Origin of the sequence: Bacillus sp. COPE52 (assembly GCF_003355115.1) — a bacterium.
Taxonomy (GTDB): Bacteria; Bacillota; Bacilli; order Bacillales; family Bacillaceae_G; genus Bacillus_A; species Bacillus_A toyonensis.
Genome location: NZ_CP031292.1, coordinates 4,892,603 through 4,910,094 on the forward strand (window position 1 = coordinate 4,892,603; position 17,492 = coordinate 4,910,094).

At 35.8% G+C, this 17,492-nt stretch carries 17 protein-coding genes and 1 other annotated feature; of the genes, 7 read left to right on the forward strand and 10 right to left on the reverse strand.

The window, feature by feature from the left end; all coding sequences use genetic code 11:
• Nucleotides 1-21: 21 nt before the first annotated feature.
• Entirely contained in the window at nt 22-1,656 is a 1,635-nt protein-coding gene (gene metG, locus DPQ31_RS24950; protein WP_208731140.1) for a methionine--tRNA ligase, read from the reverse strand.
• Between the two features lie 51 nt (nt 1,657-1,707).
• Nucleotides 1,708-1,978: a binding site (T-box leader), on the reverse strand.
• Nucleotides 1,979-2,092: 114 nt separating this feature from the next.
• Between metG and DPQ31_RS24955 the strand changes: the two genes are divergently transcribed.
• From DPQ31_RS24955 to DPQ31_RS24970, 4 genes are all read left to right on the forward strand, one after another.
• The gene (locus tag DPQ31_RS24955) at nt 2,093-2,911 is read left to right on the forward strand and encodes a class I SAM-dependent methyltransferase (RefSeq protein WP_208731141.1); all 819 of its coding nucleotides are present in this window, start codon (nt 2,093-2,095) and stop codon (nt 2,909-2,911) included.
• Between the two features lie 413 nt (nt 2,912-3,324).
• A complete protein-coding gene (locus DPQ31_RS24960) occupies nt 3,325-5,019 on the forward strand; it encodes a methyl-accepting chemotaxis protein (RefSeq protein ID WP_208731143.1) in 1,695 nt (564 codons plus the stop codon).
• Nucleotides 5,020-5,244: 225 nt separating this feature from the next.
• A complete protein-coding gene (locus DPQ31_RS24965; protein WP_098911473.1) occupies nt 5,245-6,936 on the forward strand; it encodes a methyl-accepting chemotaxis protein in 1,692 nt (563 codons plus the stop codon).
• Between the two features lie 116 nt (nt 6,937-7,052).
• Entirely contained in the window at nt 7,053-7,370 is a 318-nt protein-coding gene (locus DPQ31_RS24970; RefSeq protein WP_000082520.1) for a metal-sulfur cluster assembly factor, read from the forward strand.
• Between the two features lie 88 nt (nt 7,371-7,458).
• Here the strand turns inward: DPQ31_RS24970 and nprB are convergent, their stop codons facing one another.
• From nprB to DPQ31_RS25005, 7 genes are all read right to left on the reverse strand, one after another.
• Nucleotides 7,459-9,108: a neutral protease NprB gene (nprB, locus tag DPQ31_RS24975; RefSeq protein WP_000745149.1), complete on the reverse strand. Its 1,650-nt coding sequence runs from the start codon at nt 9,106-9,108 to the stop codon at nt 7,459-7,461.
• A 158-nt stretch (nt 9,109-9,266) separates the two neighbouring features.
• Nucleotides 9,267-9,962 carry a pirin family protein gene (locus tag DPQ31_RS24980; protein WP_097957462.1) on the reverse strand — a complete coding sequence of 232 codons (696 nt, stop codon included), beginning with the start codon at nt 9,960-9,962 and terminating at the stop codon, nt 9,267-9,269.
• A gap of 51 nt (nt 9,963-10,013) precedes the next feature.
• Nucleotides 10,014-10,424 carry a MarR family winged helix-turn-helix transcriptional regulator gene (locus DPQ31_RS24985; protein ID WP_000845485.1) on the reverse strand — a complete coding sequence of 137 codons (411 nt, stop codon included), beginning with the start codon at nt 10,422-10,424 and terminating at the stop codon, nt 10,014-10,016.
• A gap of 111 nt (nt 10,425-10,535) precedes the next feature.
• Nucleotides 10,536-10,970 carry a DUF3920 family protein gene (locus DPQ31_RS24990; protein ID WP_000422814.1) on the reverse strand — a complete coding sequence of 145 codons (435 nt, stop codon included), beginning with the start codon at nt 10,968-10,970 and terminating at the stop codon, nt 10,536-10,538.
• A 134-nt stretch (nt 10,971-11,104) separates the two neighbouring features.
• Nucleotides 11,105-11,698, reverse strand: coding sequence for an undecaprenyl phosphate transporter UptA (locus tag DPQ31_RS24995; RefSeq protein WP_000900210.1), 594 nt, complete (start codon nt 11,696-11,698; stop codon nt 11,105-11,107).
• 79 nt (nt 11,699-11,777) lie between these two features.
• Complete coding sequence (locus tag DPQ31_RS25000) at nt 11,778-12,977, reverse strand: cation:proton antiporter (RefSeq protein ID WP_000380223.1); 1,200 nt, start codon at nt 12,975-12,977, stop codon at nt 11,778-11,780.
• Nucleotides 12,978-13,475 (reverse strand): cation:proton antiporter regulatory subunit, encoded by a 498-nt coding sequence (locus DPQ31_RS25005; protein ID WP_001026079.1) that lies wholly within the window; start codon nt 13,473-13,475, stop codon nt 12,978-12,980. It lies immediately after the preceding gene.
• 409 nt (nt 13,476-13,884) lie between these two features.
• Here DPQ31_RS25005 and DPQ31_RS25010 point away from each other — a divergent pair, with 409 nt between their 5' ends.
• From DPQ31_RS25010 to DPQ31_RS25020, 3 genes are all read left to right on the forward strand, one after another.
• The gene (locus DPQ31_RS25010) at nt 13,885-15,318 is read left to right on the forward strand and encodes an alanine/glycine:cation symporter family protein (RefSeq protein ID WP_208731146.1); all 1,434 of its coding nucleotides are present in this window, start codon (nt 13,885-13,887) and stop codon (nt 15,316-15,318) included.
• 169 nt (nt 15,319-15,487) lie between these two features.
• Entirely contained in the window at nt 15,488-15,928 is a 441-nt protein-coding gene (locus tag DPQ31_RS25015) for a Dps family protein (RefSeq protein ID WP_001041895.1), read from the forward strand.
• Nucleotides 15,929-16,276: 348 nt separating this feature from the next.
• Entirely contained in the window at nt 16,277-16,474 is a 198-nt protein-coding gene (locus DPQ31_RS25020) for a hypothetical protein (protein WP_000656329.1), read from the forward strand.
• Between the two features lie 16 nt (nt 16,475-16,490).
• Here DPQ31_RS25020 and DPQ31_RS25025 read toward each other — a convergent pair whose 3' ends face one another.
• Both DPQ31_RS25025 and DPQ31_RS25030 read right to left on the reverse strand, forming a co-directional pair.
• Nucleotides 16,491-16,772, reverse strand: a complete 282-nt coding sequence (locus tag DPQ31_RS25025; RefSeq protein WP_000390905.1) for a hypothetical protein — start codon at nt 16,770-16,772, stop codon at nt 16,491-16,493.
• 119 nt (nt 16,773-16,891) lie between these two features.
• Nucleotides 16,892-17,455, reverse strand: coding sequence for an LOG family protein (locus DPQ31_RS25030; RefSeq protein WP_002039979.1), 564 nt, complete (start codon nt 17,453-17,455; stop codon nt 16,892-16,894).
• Between the last annotated feature and the right edge of the window lie 37 nt (nt 17,456-17,492).

The following is a 17,492-nucleotide window of genomic DNA, read 5'->3' on the forward strand; positions in this document are numbered from 1 at the left end:
GAAAGGTCTTTTCTCTCTCGTTCACTTTACCGCTCCATACAGTTTCTCTATCTCATGCTCAATTTGTTTTACATCAATTCGCTCAAATAATGGCTGTACGCTATCAATTTTATTCGGCAACATATTTTGAGGTTCCCAATTTCGTTTAACAATCGACAATGTGTTTCGAACTCTTTCACTTGAAAATGGTAAAAATGGTTCAAGGAGATTTGCAAAATTAGCGATAAGATAAACACAATTATAAATCGTTTCTTCACATGAAACTGGATCATCTTCTCTTTGTTTCCAAGGCTGCTTTTCGTCAAAGTATTTATTTGCAAAACGCACTGCATCAAATATTGTCTCTAACGCCACCTTAAATTTAGTTTGTTCAATAGCCGCTCCTACATATTTATATAATCCTTCTACTTTATCTTTCAGCTCTACATGAATAGTTCCCTTCGGTACAACGCCATCATAATACTTTTCAATAAACTTTAATGTCCGATTCACAAAGTTCCCATATGCACCTAACAATTCACTATTATGACTGTAAATAAACTCACGCCACGAAAAATCAGTATCACGATTTTCTGGTGCATTTACTGTTAAAAAGTAACGGATCGAATCTGGATCATAGCTTTCTAATATATCAGGTACCCATACTGCCCAGTTTTTACTTGTCGATAATTTTCTTTTTTCTACCGTTAAATACTCATTTGAAACGATATGACGAGGAATCGCTTCTTCTCCTACTCCAAGTAATACCGCTGGCCAGATGATAGAGTGAAATGGAATATTATCCTTTCCGTGTACATAATACGTTTTCGTTTCTTTATCCCAAAACTCTTGGTCATCTTTCCCTGTTTTTTCAGCCCAATGTTTACTTGCAGAATAATATCCTGTCACTGCTTCAATCCATACGTAAATTTTCTTATCTTCGTATCCTGCCACTGGAATTGGAACCCCGACTGGTAAATCACGCGATACTGCCCTATCTTGCAACCCTTCTTTTACATATCTTTCTGTTAGCTGAATTGCATTGTCACGCCATGTTCCTTTTTGTTTTGCAATTTCTACGACTCCTTTAATTTGCTCCTGAAATGTATGCAGTGCGAAATAGAAATGCTCTGTTTCCTGTACGGATGGCGTACTACCACATAACTTACATTTCTTTTCTAACAAATCGAGTGGATCTAAAATGGCCGAACAAGCATCACATTGATCTCCTCTTGCTGCTTCATGGCAATGAGGACAAATTCCTTCTACATAACGATCAGGTAAAAACTGCGTACACGTTTCACAATACGCTTGTTCCACCGTTTTTTTATAAATATAGCCTTCTTCTAATAAACGTAAAAAGACATTTTGAACAGTTTCATGATGATGCTCACTATCTGTACGTGTATAGCAATCATAAGTAAAACCAAGGCTACAAAAACATCGCTCAAACTCTTCATGATACTTATCAGCAATTTCCTTCGCCGTCACACCTTCTTGTTTTGCCCTAATTGCAATCGGTGTTCCATTACAGTCACTTCCCGAAACATACAACACATTCTCACCTTTTGCCCGGTAATAACGTGCTAAAATATCTCCAGGTAACAAACTCGCAATATGCCCAAGGTGTAACGAGCCATTTGCATACGGCCAAGCGCCTCCAATAAAAATACTCATCTTACATTCCTCCTTTTAAATATAAAAAAGCCCCACCCTTATCTTAAAAAAGATAAGGGCGGGGCTGTATAAACAGTCGCGGTACCACCTTATTTCGCCAATTACTCACATAATTAGCCTTAACAAGTACGGAGCTATATGCTCTTATACTGTGGTTTTGATAACGAGTACCAACTCTCGTCGCCGCCTACTATTATCATTTGATAAGTTCAGGACGAAGCTCAAAGGCCATTGTTCAAATGAATATTCTTGCTTCTTCTCAGCTACCGAAGCTCTCTGGAAAGAATGTGTTCATCCTACTTTTCCTTTTCAATGCTTTTACGTATAACAAGTATTTTACGACTTAATCACAGAAAAATCAAACTTTTATTCAAAAAGAAAAGGAAATCCCATCCACCTGCCGAATAACTATACGTTCACAAAAGGAGTGATAATATTGAATCAAAAACAACTAAGCGCACGTAATGAAAAAAGCTGGAATACAGCTGCTTATGAAGCTTGGACGAATCGCCACGGAGCACCAGCGGATTATGCAAAAAAACTCATAGAAGATCCTATGCGCGAGATAGATCACTATTTACCTTACATACAATCTCCAAAAGGAAAACGTATCATTAATTTACTCGGGTCAAAAGGAAATAAAGCCGTTGCTCTCGCTCTTTTAGGAGCTGACGTAACAGTGGTTGATATTTCAGCAAGTAATGCAAAATATGCAAATGAACTTGCAGAAGCAGCAGGTGTCTCTATCCAGTATGTCGTTTCTGATGTACTAAATGTGCAGCTCTCCGAATCATTTGATATCGTATTACTGGAACTTGGTGTACTCCATTACTTTCTAGATTTAAAACCGCTCTTTCAAAAAATTGCTACCATGCTTAAAGGAGATGGAACACTTATCCTTCGTGACTATCATCCTGTTTACACGAAATTACTAGGAGTAGGCCACCCATCATTTCACGCTAATGGAAATTATTTCGATGAAGAATTGATTGAAGATGATGTGGCTTATAGCATCCTTCTTACAGAAGCGCAGAAAGAATCATTGCCTAAAACAACCATCCGTCGCTGGACGCTAGGAGAAATAATTACAACACTTGCGGAAGAACGTTTTAAAATTGAAAAGCTAGTTGAAGAACACGGATCTCATCAAAGGTGGGTTTTCCCTTCTACTTCACCTGAAGGAATTGAAGAACGTATACCAGGTCTATATACATTAATTGCGACAACATGCAAAAAAGGATCCCTTCACGGATAGGATCCTTTTTTGCATGCTTACGCATATAAGTTGAGGTTGGAGATTACCATAATTCTGTAGAATAGGACACAAGATATTTCAACATTTTGTCTCTGACTTACGTCGTCAAAAAGGGGTATGACCAACATAACGAAGAGTAATGTTTCAGTTGATACTGATAATCGTTATCAACTAATTAGAAGTATACATGATGTTATTTCAAATTACAATACCATTTCTAATTTTTATTTATGAATTTTTTGATATACAAATGTATACATTTTAAGAACATTTACTCACATTAATCTGCCATATTCCATTATCTGCTATAATTTTCATAGAACAGATTAATAACTTCTTAATCATGTTTTTATTAATTTCGTTCTAAATATTTATAAATTATAATAAACGGTTTTAAAAAGGTAGGGGTAACGATGAAATATGTTAGCATTCGAAAAAAACTACTGTTCACACTCTTAAGCATTTCTTCCTTATTTAGCATTGCTCTTATTGTTATTCTTTCATTTGCGATGCATCAAGCAAGTGAAATCGAAACGTTAAAGAATGATGTATCGAAAAGAGCAACGATTTTAAAAGAACGTGGCGATTGGTTCCAAGCACAGGTCGCTGGTTTACAAGAATATTTACTATCACATGACCAAAAAGGATTGAATAAATTCAATCGGGAAGGAAAAAAACTAGCTGATACTAGGGAGAAAGTAACAAGTGATAAAAAACTCCCAGAAGGAATGAAAGAGGCCATTTTAATGGGAGCAAAATGGCGCAGCGTCGTAGATAATGAAGTCCTCCCTCTTGCGCGTGAAGGAAAATGGGATGAAGCATCCAAAATTGCTCTTGCTCAAACAGATTATGTAAATGACCTTTTAAGTCGTTTTACTAAATATACAAATGAAGAAAATGACAAACGGGATGTATTAATTGCTGACGTAGAGTCTTCTTCATCCCTTATTCAATATATTATTTTCTTCTCACTCATTACATGTACATTAACATCTATTCTATTGGCATGGTGGTTCTCTGGTAAACTCGTTAAACCGATTCGACAAATTGATGCGAAGTTAAAAGAATTAGCTTCGCAAGATGGCGATTTAACCGCTAGATTACACGTAACGAGTAAAGATGAAATTGGTGACATTGCAAATTCCTTTAATCAAATGCTTGCTAACTTACAGCGTATAATAAAGCAAGTTCAACAAACATCAACAAGTGTAAAAGAAGCTTCTGAAAATGTATTTATCGAAACAACTGCTTCTATGGAAAATACCACAAAAACGAAAGAGACTATGAATGCTCTTGTGCACAATATTCGTTCCCAAGTTTCTAGCATCGAAGAAAGTTCAACCGCAATGGATGATATCGCAACGGGTGTTCAGCGTATTGCAGAAACTGCATCTTCTGTCGCTAGCCTAGCTGTTACAACTTCTGAAAAAGCAGATGATGGAAATAAAGTCATTGAGAAGTCTATTACACAAATGCATACAATTAACGAAGCTGTTAACGCTACATCACAAGTGGTAGAGCGACTCATTACACATACGAATCATATTGATACTGCACTTCAATCTATTTCTAATATTGCCGAGCAGACGAATTTACTCGCTTTAAATGCTTCTATTGAAGCGGCCCGTGCTGGTGAACATGGAAAAGGATTCGCTGTTGTTGCCGATGAAGTACGAAAACTTGCTGAACAATCTCAGCTAGCAGCAACTGATATTAACCATTTACTTCATCACATTCAAGCGGACACAAAAATAGCAAATGACATGATGACACAAGGTCAGTCAGAAGCTTCTGAAGGAATTACAGTCATTCGTACCGCTGGATCTTCATTCTCAGAAATTGTTAATCACATTAACAATGTATCTACACAAATACAAGAAATGTCTGCAACTACTGAAGAAATGGCCGCAAGTTCTGAAGAAATGAATGCAGCTTTAAATAATATCGCTTCTATTTCAAATGAAGTTGCTGCCGAAACATCACAAACAGCAACTTCAGCTGGTGACCAAGTAAACAAAATGAGTATCGTTGCTAAAAAATCATCAGAAATGAAAACAATTGTACAAGAACTTGAAGTGCTCGTTTCTCATTTCAAAACAAATGGTTAAAATGAAAATTCCATTTATACTTCTACGAACTCTAAATTGTTAGAAAGAGCGATTTAGAGTCTCTCTTTTTTCACGCTAAAATATCTCTTTCTATCTCCCATTCTGTCTGCTATAATTCCTAAAGGAAAGAGGAAAGCTTTATTCCTACTGGAATAAAGCTTTCTTTCAATTTTTTACATTAATTAATTCTAATACTAAGATTTCACAAAGGAGGCTTTTTATCATATGAATTTTATAAGTATCAGAAAAAAACTAATGTTCATGATGGGAACGATTTGTGCTTTATTCGGCATTGCCTTAGCTTTTATTTTATTCTTTACCATGGATCAGTCTCATAAAGCTGAAACATTACAAAAAGAAATTTCTCCTCTTGCAACCGAATTGAAAGAGCGCGGAGACGCTTATCAAGTACAACTTTCTGCTTTAAGAGGTTATTTACTACAACATGATCAAGTCGAATTAGACAAGTTTAATGAGATGAGTAAACGTCTTGAAGATACAAAAGGGCAACTTCTTTCTAACCCTAACACTTCTCAGTCCGTGAAAAGCACAATGGAATTAGGATCCACTTGGAGAAAGTTCATTGAAGAGAAAGTATTCACTCTTGCAAAAGAACAAAAATGGGAAGAAGCTTTACAAGTAGCTTCTACAGAAAATGGTACTGTTTATAAAGTAATTGGTGATTTCACAAATTACAGTAATGAACAAGCTAAATTACGCGAACAATCTATTGAAAAAATCGATCAATCTTCACTACGAATTGAATATGTTGTCTTCTTATCACTTGTTATTTGTATTGTAACTGCAATTATTCTTGCATGGTGGTTCTCTGGTAAGCTTGTAAAACCAATTCAGCAAATTGATACTAAACTAAAAGAATTAGCCTCTCAAGAAGGCGACTTAACAGCCCGTCTACAAGTAAATAGCAATGATGAAATCGGTGCAATTGCATCATCGTTTAATAAAATGTTAGCAAACCTGCAACATATCATTAATCGTGTTCAAAAAACATCTGTAGAAGTACAAACAGCTTCTGAAAATATGCTAGAAAAGACTAATACATCACGCGAGGCAACAATACGAGTTCAAAGCTCGATGTCCAACTTAAATTCAAGTATTCAATCGCAAACTTCTAGTATGGAAGAAAGCTCAACTGCGATGGATGATATGGCAATAAGCGTTCAACGCATCGCTGAATCTGCTTCATCTGTAGCCGAACTTGCTGTAGCTACATCTGAACATGCTAACGATGGAGGTACTGTTATCCAAAAATCTGTTTCACAAATGACAACGATACATGAAGCTGTAAATGCTACATCAGAAGTAGTCGAACGTCTAATCACCCATACGAAATATATTGATACGGCTGTACAATCTATTTCTAATATCGCTGAGCAAACAAACTTACTTGCTTTAAACGCTTCTATTGAAGCAGCTCGTGCTGGTGAGCAAGGAAAAGGATTTGCTGTCGTAGCTGATGAAGTCCGTAAACTTGCGGAACAATCTAAAACTGCTGCAACAGATATTAACCAATTACTAAATCAAATTCAAAATGATACAGAAACAGCTAGTTCTATGATGTCTAAAGGTCGTTCTGAAGCATTTGAAGGCATTACTGTCGTTCGTGAGGCTGGTACTTCTTTCACAACAATTGTTGAACAAGTAAATAAAGTATCAACTCAAATGCAAGACATATCAGCAACTGCTGAAGAAATGGCTGCAAGCGCTGAAGAAATGAACGCTTCACTTAATAACATCGCTTCTATTTCAAATGAAGTATCTAGTGAAACAGCCGCAACGGCACAATCTGCTGAGCAGAAAGTTATTGTTATGAATGAAATGACAGTAACTGCAAAACAAATGAAACAAACGGTTGAAGAATTAGATCAACTCGTATCTCATTTTAAAACTGAATAGCTCAAAAAAATATTCCTCTTTCAAGAGGAATATTTTTTTGAGCTCATTCCCTGCACATTATACATATATCCGTTATAATGAGAATCGATATCATTAATCTGTAGGGGGTGCTACACATGTCACAACAAGCATTTGAAGAAAAATTATATGCAAACTTAGAAGCTGTTATTGATCCTGAACTAGGTGTTGATATTATCAATCTTGGATTAGTTTATGACGTTACAGCGGATGAAAATAATAATGCTATCATTACAATGACGATGACTTCTATCGGCTGCCCAATGGCTGGTCAAATCGTATCAGACGTTAAAAAAGTACTATCAACGAACGTACCTGAAGTAAACGAAATAGAAGTAAATGTCGTTTGGAATCCACCATGGTCGAAAGAACGTATGTCACGTATGGCGAAAATCGCATTAGGTATTCGTGACTAAATTAAGTGAAACTTTAATCAGCCTACACCAATCCAGTGCTTGCTGGATAAAGAAAGACCTGACATCATAGTCAGGTCTTTTTCTCTTATTATTTAACGCCTACTGCATCATAAGCTTTCGTTACAGCTTGTAACTCTTTAGAGTTTTTACCATATAAATCTTCTGCTGACTGAAGTGCTGCTTGACGCATCATTTTAAAGTCAGAGTTTGCAGTTAAATATTTAGTAAGAGCACGGTAGTAAATTTTTTCTGTCGCTTCACGGCCCACTCCAGTTACTTTCACGCCGTAATGCGTGCCACCGTCAGATACTAAGTACGCAGCTTTATTGTTAATACTACTGTTAATATGAACGCCGCCATTATCAGCTGTTCCAGTGTAGCGTTTATTGTAATGATCTGGATAACCTTCACCTGGTTTTAATGGGTTTGGAATAGATGCTGGATCTTTCAGAGAACGAAGCGCATCACCAGGTTTACCAGGTGTATAAATATCAGCACCTAAATCCCAGCTCTTCTTCTCAACCATGACACCCATAATATCAGATAACGATTCATTTAACGCACCTGATTCATTTTTATAAACAAGGTTTGCTGTATGCTCAGTTACAGCATGTGTTAATTCGTGACCGATAACATCTAGGCCAGCAGATAATGGAATAAATGTCTTGCCATCTCCATCACCATACATCATTTGGATACCGTTCCAAGCTGCGTTATTCCAGCTTTCTCCTACGTGAACAGAGGAGATCAGCTTCGCGCCTTTATCATCGAAAGAGTTACGGTTAAATGTCTTTTTGTAGTAATCGTATACTTTCCCTGCATTTACATGCGCATCAACCGCTGCTTTGTCATCAAAGAACTTATTTTTACTTTCTACTTCGACACCTGTATATCCAAACCATTGTGAGAATATGTTAAACCAGTTTTCATCCATATTCTCTGCATCAAACGTATGAACACCTTGTCCACGCTTACCATCAAATAAATGGAATGCTCCTGTCTTCTCATTTTGAGCAATTTCAAATGATTGTCTAGCACCTAATACTCCGTAACCAAATCCTGTAATGTTATCTACAGCATTATATTTCTCAATCACATTTCCATTTGTTGCATCAACAAAGTAATGCCAATAGCCTGGAGCTGGTTTTGAAATCGATGCCTTAACTAAGTATGCAAGATAGTAGTTTCCATCTTTTTCATACACAAATAAATCTTTTTTCACACCATCATAATTTTTTACTTTACCAACTTCTTTTTCAATATCTGCCTTTGCAATTGTTTCTGCTTGTTCTGCACTAATACTTGCAAAGGTAGGAATATTTTTATCCTCTAAATTCGGAATAACTTGTCCGAAGAATGCTTTTACATTATTCTCTTTATCTAGTGTAACAGTTTGGTCTGAACCATACACAGGAATGTTATTATGTTTCTCAACTAACTTCACATGTGTCGTACCAGATTCAGCATCTTTTTCTTCCCCAACGACATTGAAATGTTTATCAATGTTTCCTGCTAATTTAAACATATCTTTCTTACTTTCTAAATATTGAAAGACCGTCTCTTTTTTATCTAGTCCTTCCGGTGCTTTCCATTCTTCACCTATGTATGCAGGTGTTTTAAATTCTTGATGATATTGAATTTTTTGTTCTTCCGCTTTCGTTGTCGTTGCTCCAAACGTTCCAAATCCCCCGGCGATAACAGTTAACGCTAATGCTGATGAAATGACTTGCTTTTTCACTATAACATTCCCCATTCCCATAAAGATTTTTGACACTTTTATAAAATTCTGAATTTTTAACCCGATACCTCTTCCGAAAATTTGAGAAACATTTTTCAGATAATTCCACACAAAAAGAGGACACCCTATCAGGTGTCCTCTTTTTTATAAACATTTTGTTATTTTTTTAGCTCAATTGCTAAATAGTGTGATTGCTCTTTCGCTTGAATATGAATATCTTCTTCTACTGCTTCTGCCGCATCGCGCATAACAAGTATCTCACCATTTATCACACTACTTCCTTCAATTTGTACAAGGTACAATTGACGGCCTTCTTTCACAGGAAAATGAATTTCTTTTCCTGCCTCTAACGATAAAGAATATAAATTCGCATCTTGGTGAATTTGAATTGGCGCATCACCTTCCACTGGGGAAACCATATGGAACCACTCATTATCACGTTTACTCCAATCAAATTTAAACTCACCATAGTTTGGTTTATGATCAGCACGGTCTGGTAAAATCCAAATTTGTAATAAACGCAATGTTTCATTTCCTAAATTATGTTCACTATGAAATACACCAGTACCAGCACTCATATATTGAACATGTCCACGCTCAATTGTTCCTCTATTCCCCATGCTATCTTCATGTGTTAAGGCACCATCTACAACGTAAGAAATGATTTCCATATCGCGGTGCGGATGCATATCAAACCCAGTTTGTGCCGCTACTAAATCATCGTTAATAACGCGTAACGCTCCAAAACTCATATTATTTGGATTGTAATAATTAGCAAAGGAAAAATGAAAATGTGTATTTAACCAACCGTGATTTGCTCTACCCATATTTTTATGATCAACTTTTCTAAACATATCCTTCACCTCATATTATCTTGAATTCAAGATTTACTTTAAAATTGTTTCTTACTGTAATTTTTTTAGTAATTTTAATAATTGATTTTGTTCTTCTATATTTAATTTATGAAACTGCTCCGCTTGGAACGTTTCCTGGGGCGGGACGATCTCCTCATATAAAGCTCTTCCCGTTTCTGTTAACGAAATATATTTCGTAGTACCTTCTTGTTCACGCCCAATCCAGTCCAGCTGCTCCATTTTATTTAAAAGCTGCGTGACATTTCCTTTCGTAACAAATAGCTTCTTCCCAAGCTCTTGCTGCGTTAAACGATTATGTCCTCCAACTTGAGCTAGTACATCAAACTGAGCGGCAGATACATTCCATTTTTTCAAATGCTGATTCGTCTCACGAATACTCTTGTTATAAAAACGTGATAAACGAAACCATAATAGTAGTCCTAATCTATCTTCTGTTTTCATTTCATCACCTCGCTCGTTTCATACCATTAGTTTAGAACTAAACTTTATAGAAGTCAATTACTTATTTTTAGTAATTAACAAAGAAAGCATAGCGCTATTTCTTCACTATGCTTACATCAATTTTCTATTTTTATATTCATCTAATTTCCTCTCCGCGAACTTCCTCGCATCTTTCTCAATCCATCTCTCTTCATACGATTCACTTCCAACATACAATACTTCTCTCTTATGCTGCATCGCATGGCGAAATTCATGCAGTAGTGTTTTAAGCACTTGCTCATACCCATCCCACATACAAACGAAAATTAATTGTTTTTCTTTATGATAAAAACCACCTACGGGGAATAAAAACTCCTCTTCCTCTTCCCCTAATGATAGAAGTACATGATTTGCATCACACGTATCACAAAAAATAACTGGCGTTTTACATACTTCAATAAGAGAAAATAAATCCTCTCTAATCCTTTTGACATCCCAAGGAAGCTCCGAATCCAACACATACCAATTCTCCACCTGTTGATATACATTTTGAAACTGGAGTTCCATTTCTTTTTATTCCCCTTTCCAAGCTCTCTTTTTCTATATGTATGCCACAATATGGTAAATATTAAACATACTCTTTCCCCCTTTGAAAAATGACAATAAAAAGAACCTATATTAGTATAGGTTCTTTTCCATAATTACTTTTTTTTCATAATTTTTTTTAGTACAAAATAACCAATTGCGCAAACAATAGCAGCAAGTGCAAAATATTTCACATATGGCCCAGCTACTTTATTAATGCTTTCCCACTCTGAACCTAATTTAAATCCTAAATATACAAACACAATTGACCACGGAATAACAGCTAATGTAGTTAGCGTAATAAACTTAGCATGTGACATTTTCGCAATACCCGCTGGTATCGAAATCGCATGACGCACAACAGGAATAAAACGTGCCGTAAAGATAACGCCAGTTCCGTAACGATTAAACCAATCTTCTGCATAATCAATATGCTTCTTCTGAATTAAAATATATTTTCCATATCGCTCAAGAACAGGTCTTCCTCCGTATCGACCAATCCAATAAATAAATAGTTGTGCGATTACACCGCCAATTGTCCCGAACGCAACAGCTCCCCAAAATGTAATGCTTCCTGTTGATACTAAATAGCCTGCATAAGACAATACGATTTCACTCGGAATAACTTCTAACATCAATCCAAGCATAATTCCCCAATAACCAAGTCCTTCTAGAAAAACTAAAACTGAATGAATCAACTCTCCTAACATCATTTACCTCTCTTTACTGTTTTCGTTACCAAAAATAAAAGTACAAGCAGTAAGTATCTTGTACTTTTACTTTTAAAATTTAGTTAGTCTTCGTATCCCACTTAAAGATTTTATTTAAAAATTTATATACATTCTTTGACTCTTTTGTCAGAAGTGGACCTAAGATGGATAGTATAAGCACGTATAGTGCTGAGAATGGTTTTAACACTGACATTAAACCACCAGCGATACCGATATTAGCCATAATGATGGAGAATTCTCCCCTTGAAACGATTGTTAATCCAATATTTGTAGAAGCTTTATGAGATAATCCAGCTTGTCTTCCTGCAATCATCCCTGCTACAAAGTTACCGATTATCGTAAGAAGTACCGCACCTAGCGTTAACCATATTGCTCCGCCTAACGAGAACGGATCGATACTTAACCCGAAGCTGAAGAAGAAAATTGCTCCGAAAAAGTCTCTAAATGGAACAACAAGATGTTCAATTCGATCACTATGCTCTGTCTCAGAGAAAACTAATCCTAAAAGAAGTGCTCCGATTGCTTCTGCAACGTGAATTGTTTCTGAAAAACCAGCGATGAAGAATAACGAAGCAAATACTACAATAATAAAGATTTCATCTGAACTAATATTGAGCAATTTATTTAATAACGGCGTTGCTTTTCTAGCCACAATAAAGAATAGAAGCATATATCCTAAAGCAATTCCAATTGAAGTAAGAGCACCTAAGAAGGAAGCATGATCCCCAAGTACTAAACCAGAAACGACTGATAAATATACAGCAAGGAATATATCTTCAAACATAATAATTCCTAAAATTAGTTCGGTTTCATTATTACCAGTTCTTCTTAAATCCACTAATACTTTCGCAACGATGGCACTAGAAGAAATCGTAATAATACCCGCAATAATTAAGATTTCTAGTAATGGGAATCCCATGATAAACCCGTATAATAATCCAAGTGAAAAGTTAATTAGAATATAGATTGTTCCACCAATCGCAATAGAACGTCCGGATTTAATTAGTTTCTTCATCGAAAATTCTAGCCCTAGATAGAAGAGAAGGAACAGAACGCCAATTCTTCCAAGGAAGGATATTACACTTGCACTTTCAATAAATTTGAGATCGATTACACCTATTGTCGGCGCGTGCGGCCCTACTAACATGCCAAGAACAATTAGAAAAGGAATTACTGAGAACTTAAACTTTCCAGCGATTACTGCCGCAATTGCCACTAGAACTAAAGCTGTACCAACTTCAAAAATTAAAGTATCCATCTAGTCAGTCCCCCTATTCGAAAGTAACTCATTAATAATTTTTTTAATTTCTTCTCTCTCACCTGAAACTACTAGCATATCGCCTTCTTCAATTACTGTTTCTGGTCCTGGATTAAATAGCTTTTTCATATTCTTTTTCATAACTGCAATTATCGTTACGCTATACGTTTTTCTTATTTCAAGATCACCAATTGTTTTTCCGATTGCTGGAGCTGCATTCTCCACTTTAAACCACTCAATCGCTAAACCTTCAAAGACCATCTCAACATTTTCTAATGCCCTAGGCTTATATACCATTCCACCTAATATTGCTGCAACTTGTCTTGCTTCTGAGTCACGTAATGAAATACTAGAAATACTTTCTTCATGATCTGAATCAAAATGATACATTTCTCTACGTCCGTCATCATGAATCACAATCACCATTTTTTCGTTACCTTTCGTAACGATTTGAAATTTATACCCAATACCTGGAAGTTCACTTTCTCTAATATTCATATTTAGCTCCTCCTCAACAATTTTATTTGAATTTTCTGTTTTTCAGTCTTTTGTTCATCCAACCAATTTTAGAAATTCTAACCACTCCGGATACTTATGATTTGGAAATCTTTTATTGTAATAATAAGTGGCCCCTAGAAAAATACTTGAAGATGTAATGATAAAAAATACATTGCTTCTCATTTTTAAACTCTCAAGGCTTACTTTCAATAAAGTTTCTTCTTTCAAATTATCCCCACTTTCTCGCTTTACATTTAGTTTTTTAAAATGTAAATAATTCTAAAAATATTACGATGTAACATAATCATAACATAAAATACACTTAAGTAACATCATTTTTTAGAAAAATTGATTCTAGTATATTTTTTGCATATAATTTTCTTATTACAGAAAAAAGGAAGTGTATTATATGGTTGATATCTTTAGCAGATTCCTTGAGGTAACGAATAATATTTTATGGTCATATATTCTTATTGCAATGCTAATCGGCTTCGGTCTTTATTTCTCTTTCAAATTAAAATTTGTCCAAATTACTCATTTCAGTGAGATGGTCAGTTTAATTAGTAAAGGATTTAATCGAAAAGAAAAAAAGAAAGATAGCATCTCTCCATTCCAAGCATTTTGCTTAAGTGCAGCCGCTCGCATTGGTATCGGGAACTTAGCTGGTGTAGCATTAGCAATTTCAATGGGAGGACCTGGTGCAATATTTTGGATGTGGTTTATCGCGATTCTCGGAGCAGCTACTAGTTTTGTAGAATGTACGCTCGCGCAAATTTATAAAGTAAAAGATGGACGCAGGTTCCGTGGTGGCCCAGCATATTACATGGAAAAAGGATTAAACAAACGCTGGATGGGTGTCTGGTTTTCACTTCTTATTACAGTTGCGTACGGATTAATTTTCAATTCAGTACAAGCAAATACAGTAACAATAGCGTTTGAAAATGCTTTCGGATTAGAGCGAACGATCGTAGGAGCTCTACTAGCTTTACTAGTTGCAGTTATTATTTTTGGCGGTATTAAGAGCATTTCACGCATTACAGAAATGATTGTTCCCCCAATGGCAATTGTTTATATTGGTGTGGCTATTTTTGTCGTGATTAACAACTTCAATATGTTACCAAGCATTTTCATGGAAATCTTTAACGGTGCATTCGGTTTAGACCAAGCCATCGCTGGTGGTATTGGAGCAGCTATCAAGTTCGGAATCCAACGCGGTTTATTCGCGACAGAAGCAGGTATGGGGAGCTCTCCTAATGCAGCAGCAACATCTGATGTATCTCATCCTGTAAAACAAGGACTTGTTCAAGCATTAGGTGTTTTCGTAGATACATTCTTAGTATGTACATCAACAGCGTTTATCGTATTATGTTCTGGACTTTACAAAGGATCAAATTTAGAAGGTATTGAATTAACACAGCAAGCATTAAGTTCACAAATTGGACCGTGGGCAAGCACTTTCTTAGCGATTATTATTTTCCTCTTCGCTTTCAGCTCTTTACTAGGAAACTACTATTATGGTGAAACAAATATCGCATTCATTAAAGAAAGCAAAACATGGTTAATGATTTATCGCGTTGCAGTTGTCGGAATGGTGTTCTTCGGATCAATCGCTGCCCTTCAAACTGTTTGGAGTTTAGCTGATTTATTCATGGGACTAATGGTATTCACAAACTTAATTGCCATCTCATTCCTTAGCAAATTTGCCTATGCAGCATTATTAGACTACATTAAGCAAAAGAAACAAGGTAAAGATCCTGTCTTCCTTGCAAGTTCTATCCCTGGCTTAAAGAATACAGAGTGTTGGGATGGGCAGGATGTAGAAGAAAAACAAAAAGCTGTTTAACAAACAAAGGCCCTATTACTTCACCGTAATAGGGCCTTTTATTTACAACAGTTCATAATTTGTTCAAATTAATTCCAGCAAAAGGGTTGATTTATACAAATTACTAGATTATAATAATTATAAATTAGTAATTGATATAACATAACAACTCAAAAGGAGATTGATCATAATGAACAAACAAGTAATCGAAGTATTAAACAAACAAGTAGCAGACTGGAGCGTTTTATTTACAAAATTACACAACTTCCATTGGTACGTAAAAGGACCTCAATTCTTCACATTACACGAGAAATTCGAAGAACTTTACACAGAATCAGCTACTCACATCGATGAAATTGCAGAACGCATTTTAGCAATTGGCGGCAAACCAGTAGCAACAATGAAAGAATACTTAGAACTATCTTCTATTCAAGAAGCAGCTTACGGAGAAACTGCAGAAGGGATGGTCGAGGCAATCATGAAAGACTACGAAATGATGCTAGTCGAACTGAAAAAAGGCATGGAAATCGCTCAAGACTCTGACGATGAAATGACATCTGACCTACTACTAGGCATCTACACAGAACTAGAAAAACACGCTTGGATGCTACGTGCGTTCTTGAATCAATAATAGATTAAAAGCGGAAGCGACTCTTTCAGAGTCGCTTTTTTATGTAATGGTTGCATTTAACGGTACACGAAATTATATCAACGATTTTTCAAATATATCGATCATAACTCGCAATATATCAACGATTTTTTCATTATATCGATCATTACAAGCAATATATCAACGATTCGACAAAGGATATCAATTTACCGACAAATCACGACAATATTAACACACCCCTCGCCCTACTTTTATCAATATATTACAATCTCATCTATGTTAAAATATAGGAAACACCTTTTAGTAAAATAGATCCAAAAAGCTTTTCCAAATTCATCATTTACTACTTAAATGGCGGGAGTGGTTCAGTTGAAAGACTACTTAATTAGAGCATTTTTTGCGTTAATAACAGTTGGAATCGTCTTACTTATAGCTAATATTTTCAATATACGTGTCGAGGTTAAAGACTATGCTTTCCTCGTTGTTGTAGCAATTGGTGGCGGCTGGGGTGGCTGGTACCTGTATAAAAAACAAAGTAATCAAAATGATAAAGGCATTCCAAAGTAATATGGAATGCCTTCTTTTATTTCCGTCTATAATAAATAACAAAATTCAAACCACTGATACAACCAATCGCTATAAACATACAAAACGATTGTCCATCTCCACCTAGACTATACTCATCAACGATAAATCCAGACATAAACAATGTTATCGCTGAAACACCAACACACAATATCGAAATAAACCAAAGCGAAAACTCATTAATCAGCTCTTTCTTCTGTCTTAAAACAATTAGCATAACAAGAATAGACGCTGCTAAAATACTTTTAAAAACAGGACGTAAATACACAAACTCCTCCATCTATTTCTCCTTTCCGAAAAACTATACATTCTAACATTAATATATTTAACTGAATTAAAAACACATGTCTTTTTACGATAAAAAAGACATGTGTTTCTATAAATCGCTATAAAAACGTACTATGATAATTGCTTCCACTTCGTCCCCAAGACAGGACGCTCGTAATTTTGGATTTCATGAATTAGTTTATCTGCCGTCTCAGCGGAAACAATTAACTCTTTATTCGATGGATTCATAAAGCCTTCTTCTGCTGCCCGTTCAACCATTTGCAAAATTGGTCCGTAAAAGTCTTTTATGTTCAATAAACCAACCGGCTTATTATGTATACCAATTTGTGACCAACATACTACTTCAAAGAGCTCTTCAAACGTTCCATATCCGCCTGGTAATGCAATGAAAGCATCCGCAAGCTCTGCCATTTTCGCCTTGCGCTCATGCATCGTTTCTACTTCAATTAATTCTGTTAATCCTGTATGTACGATTTCTCCTCGAAATAGACCACGCGGCATAACACCTGTTACACGTCCGCCTAAACGAAGAACTTCGTTTGCTACTTCTCCCATTAATCCAACGCATGAACCACCGTATACGAGCTCATAGTCGTTCTCAACAAACATTTTCCCTAACTGGATTGCCTGCTCTTTAAACTCTGGTCTCTCCCCTAAATTGGAACCTGCAAACACACAAATCTTTCTCATTCCTACACCCCGAAACTATATA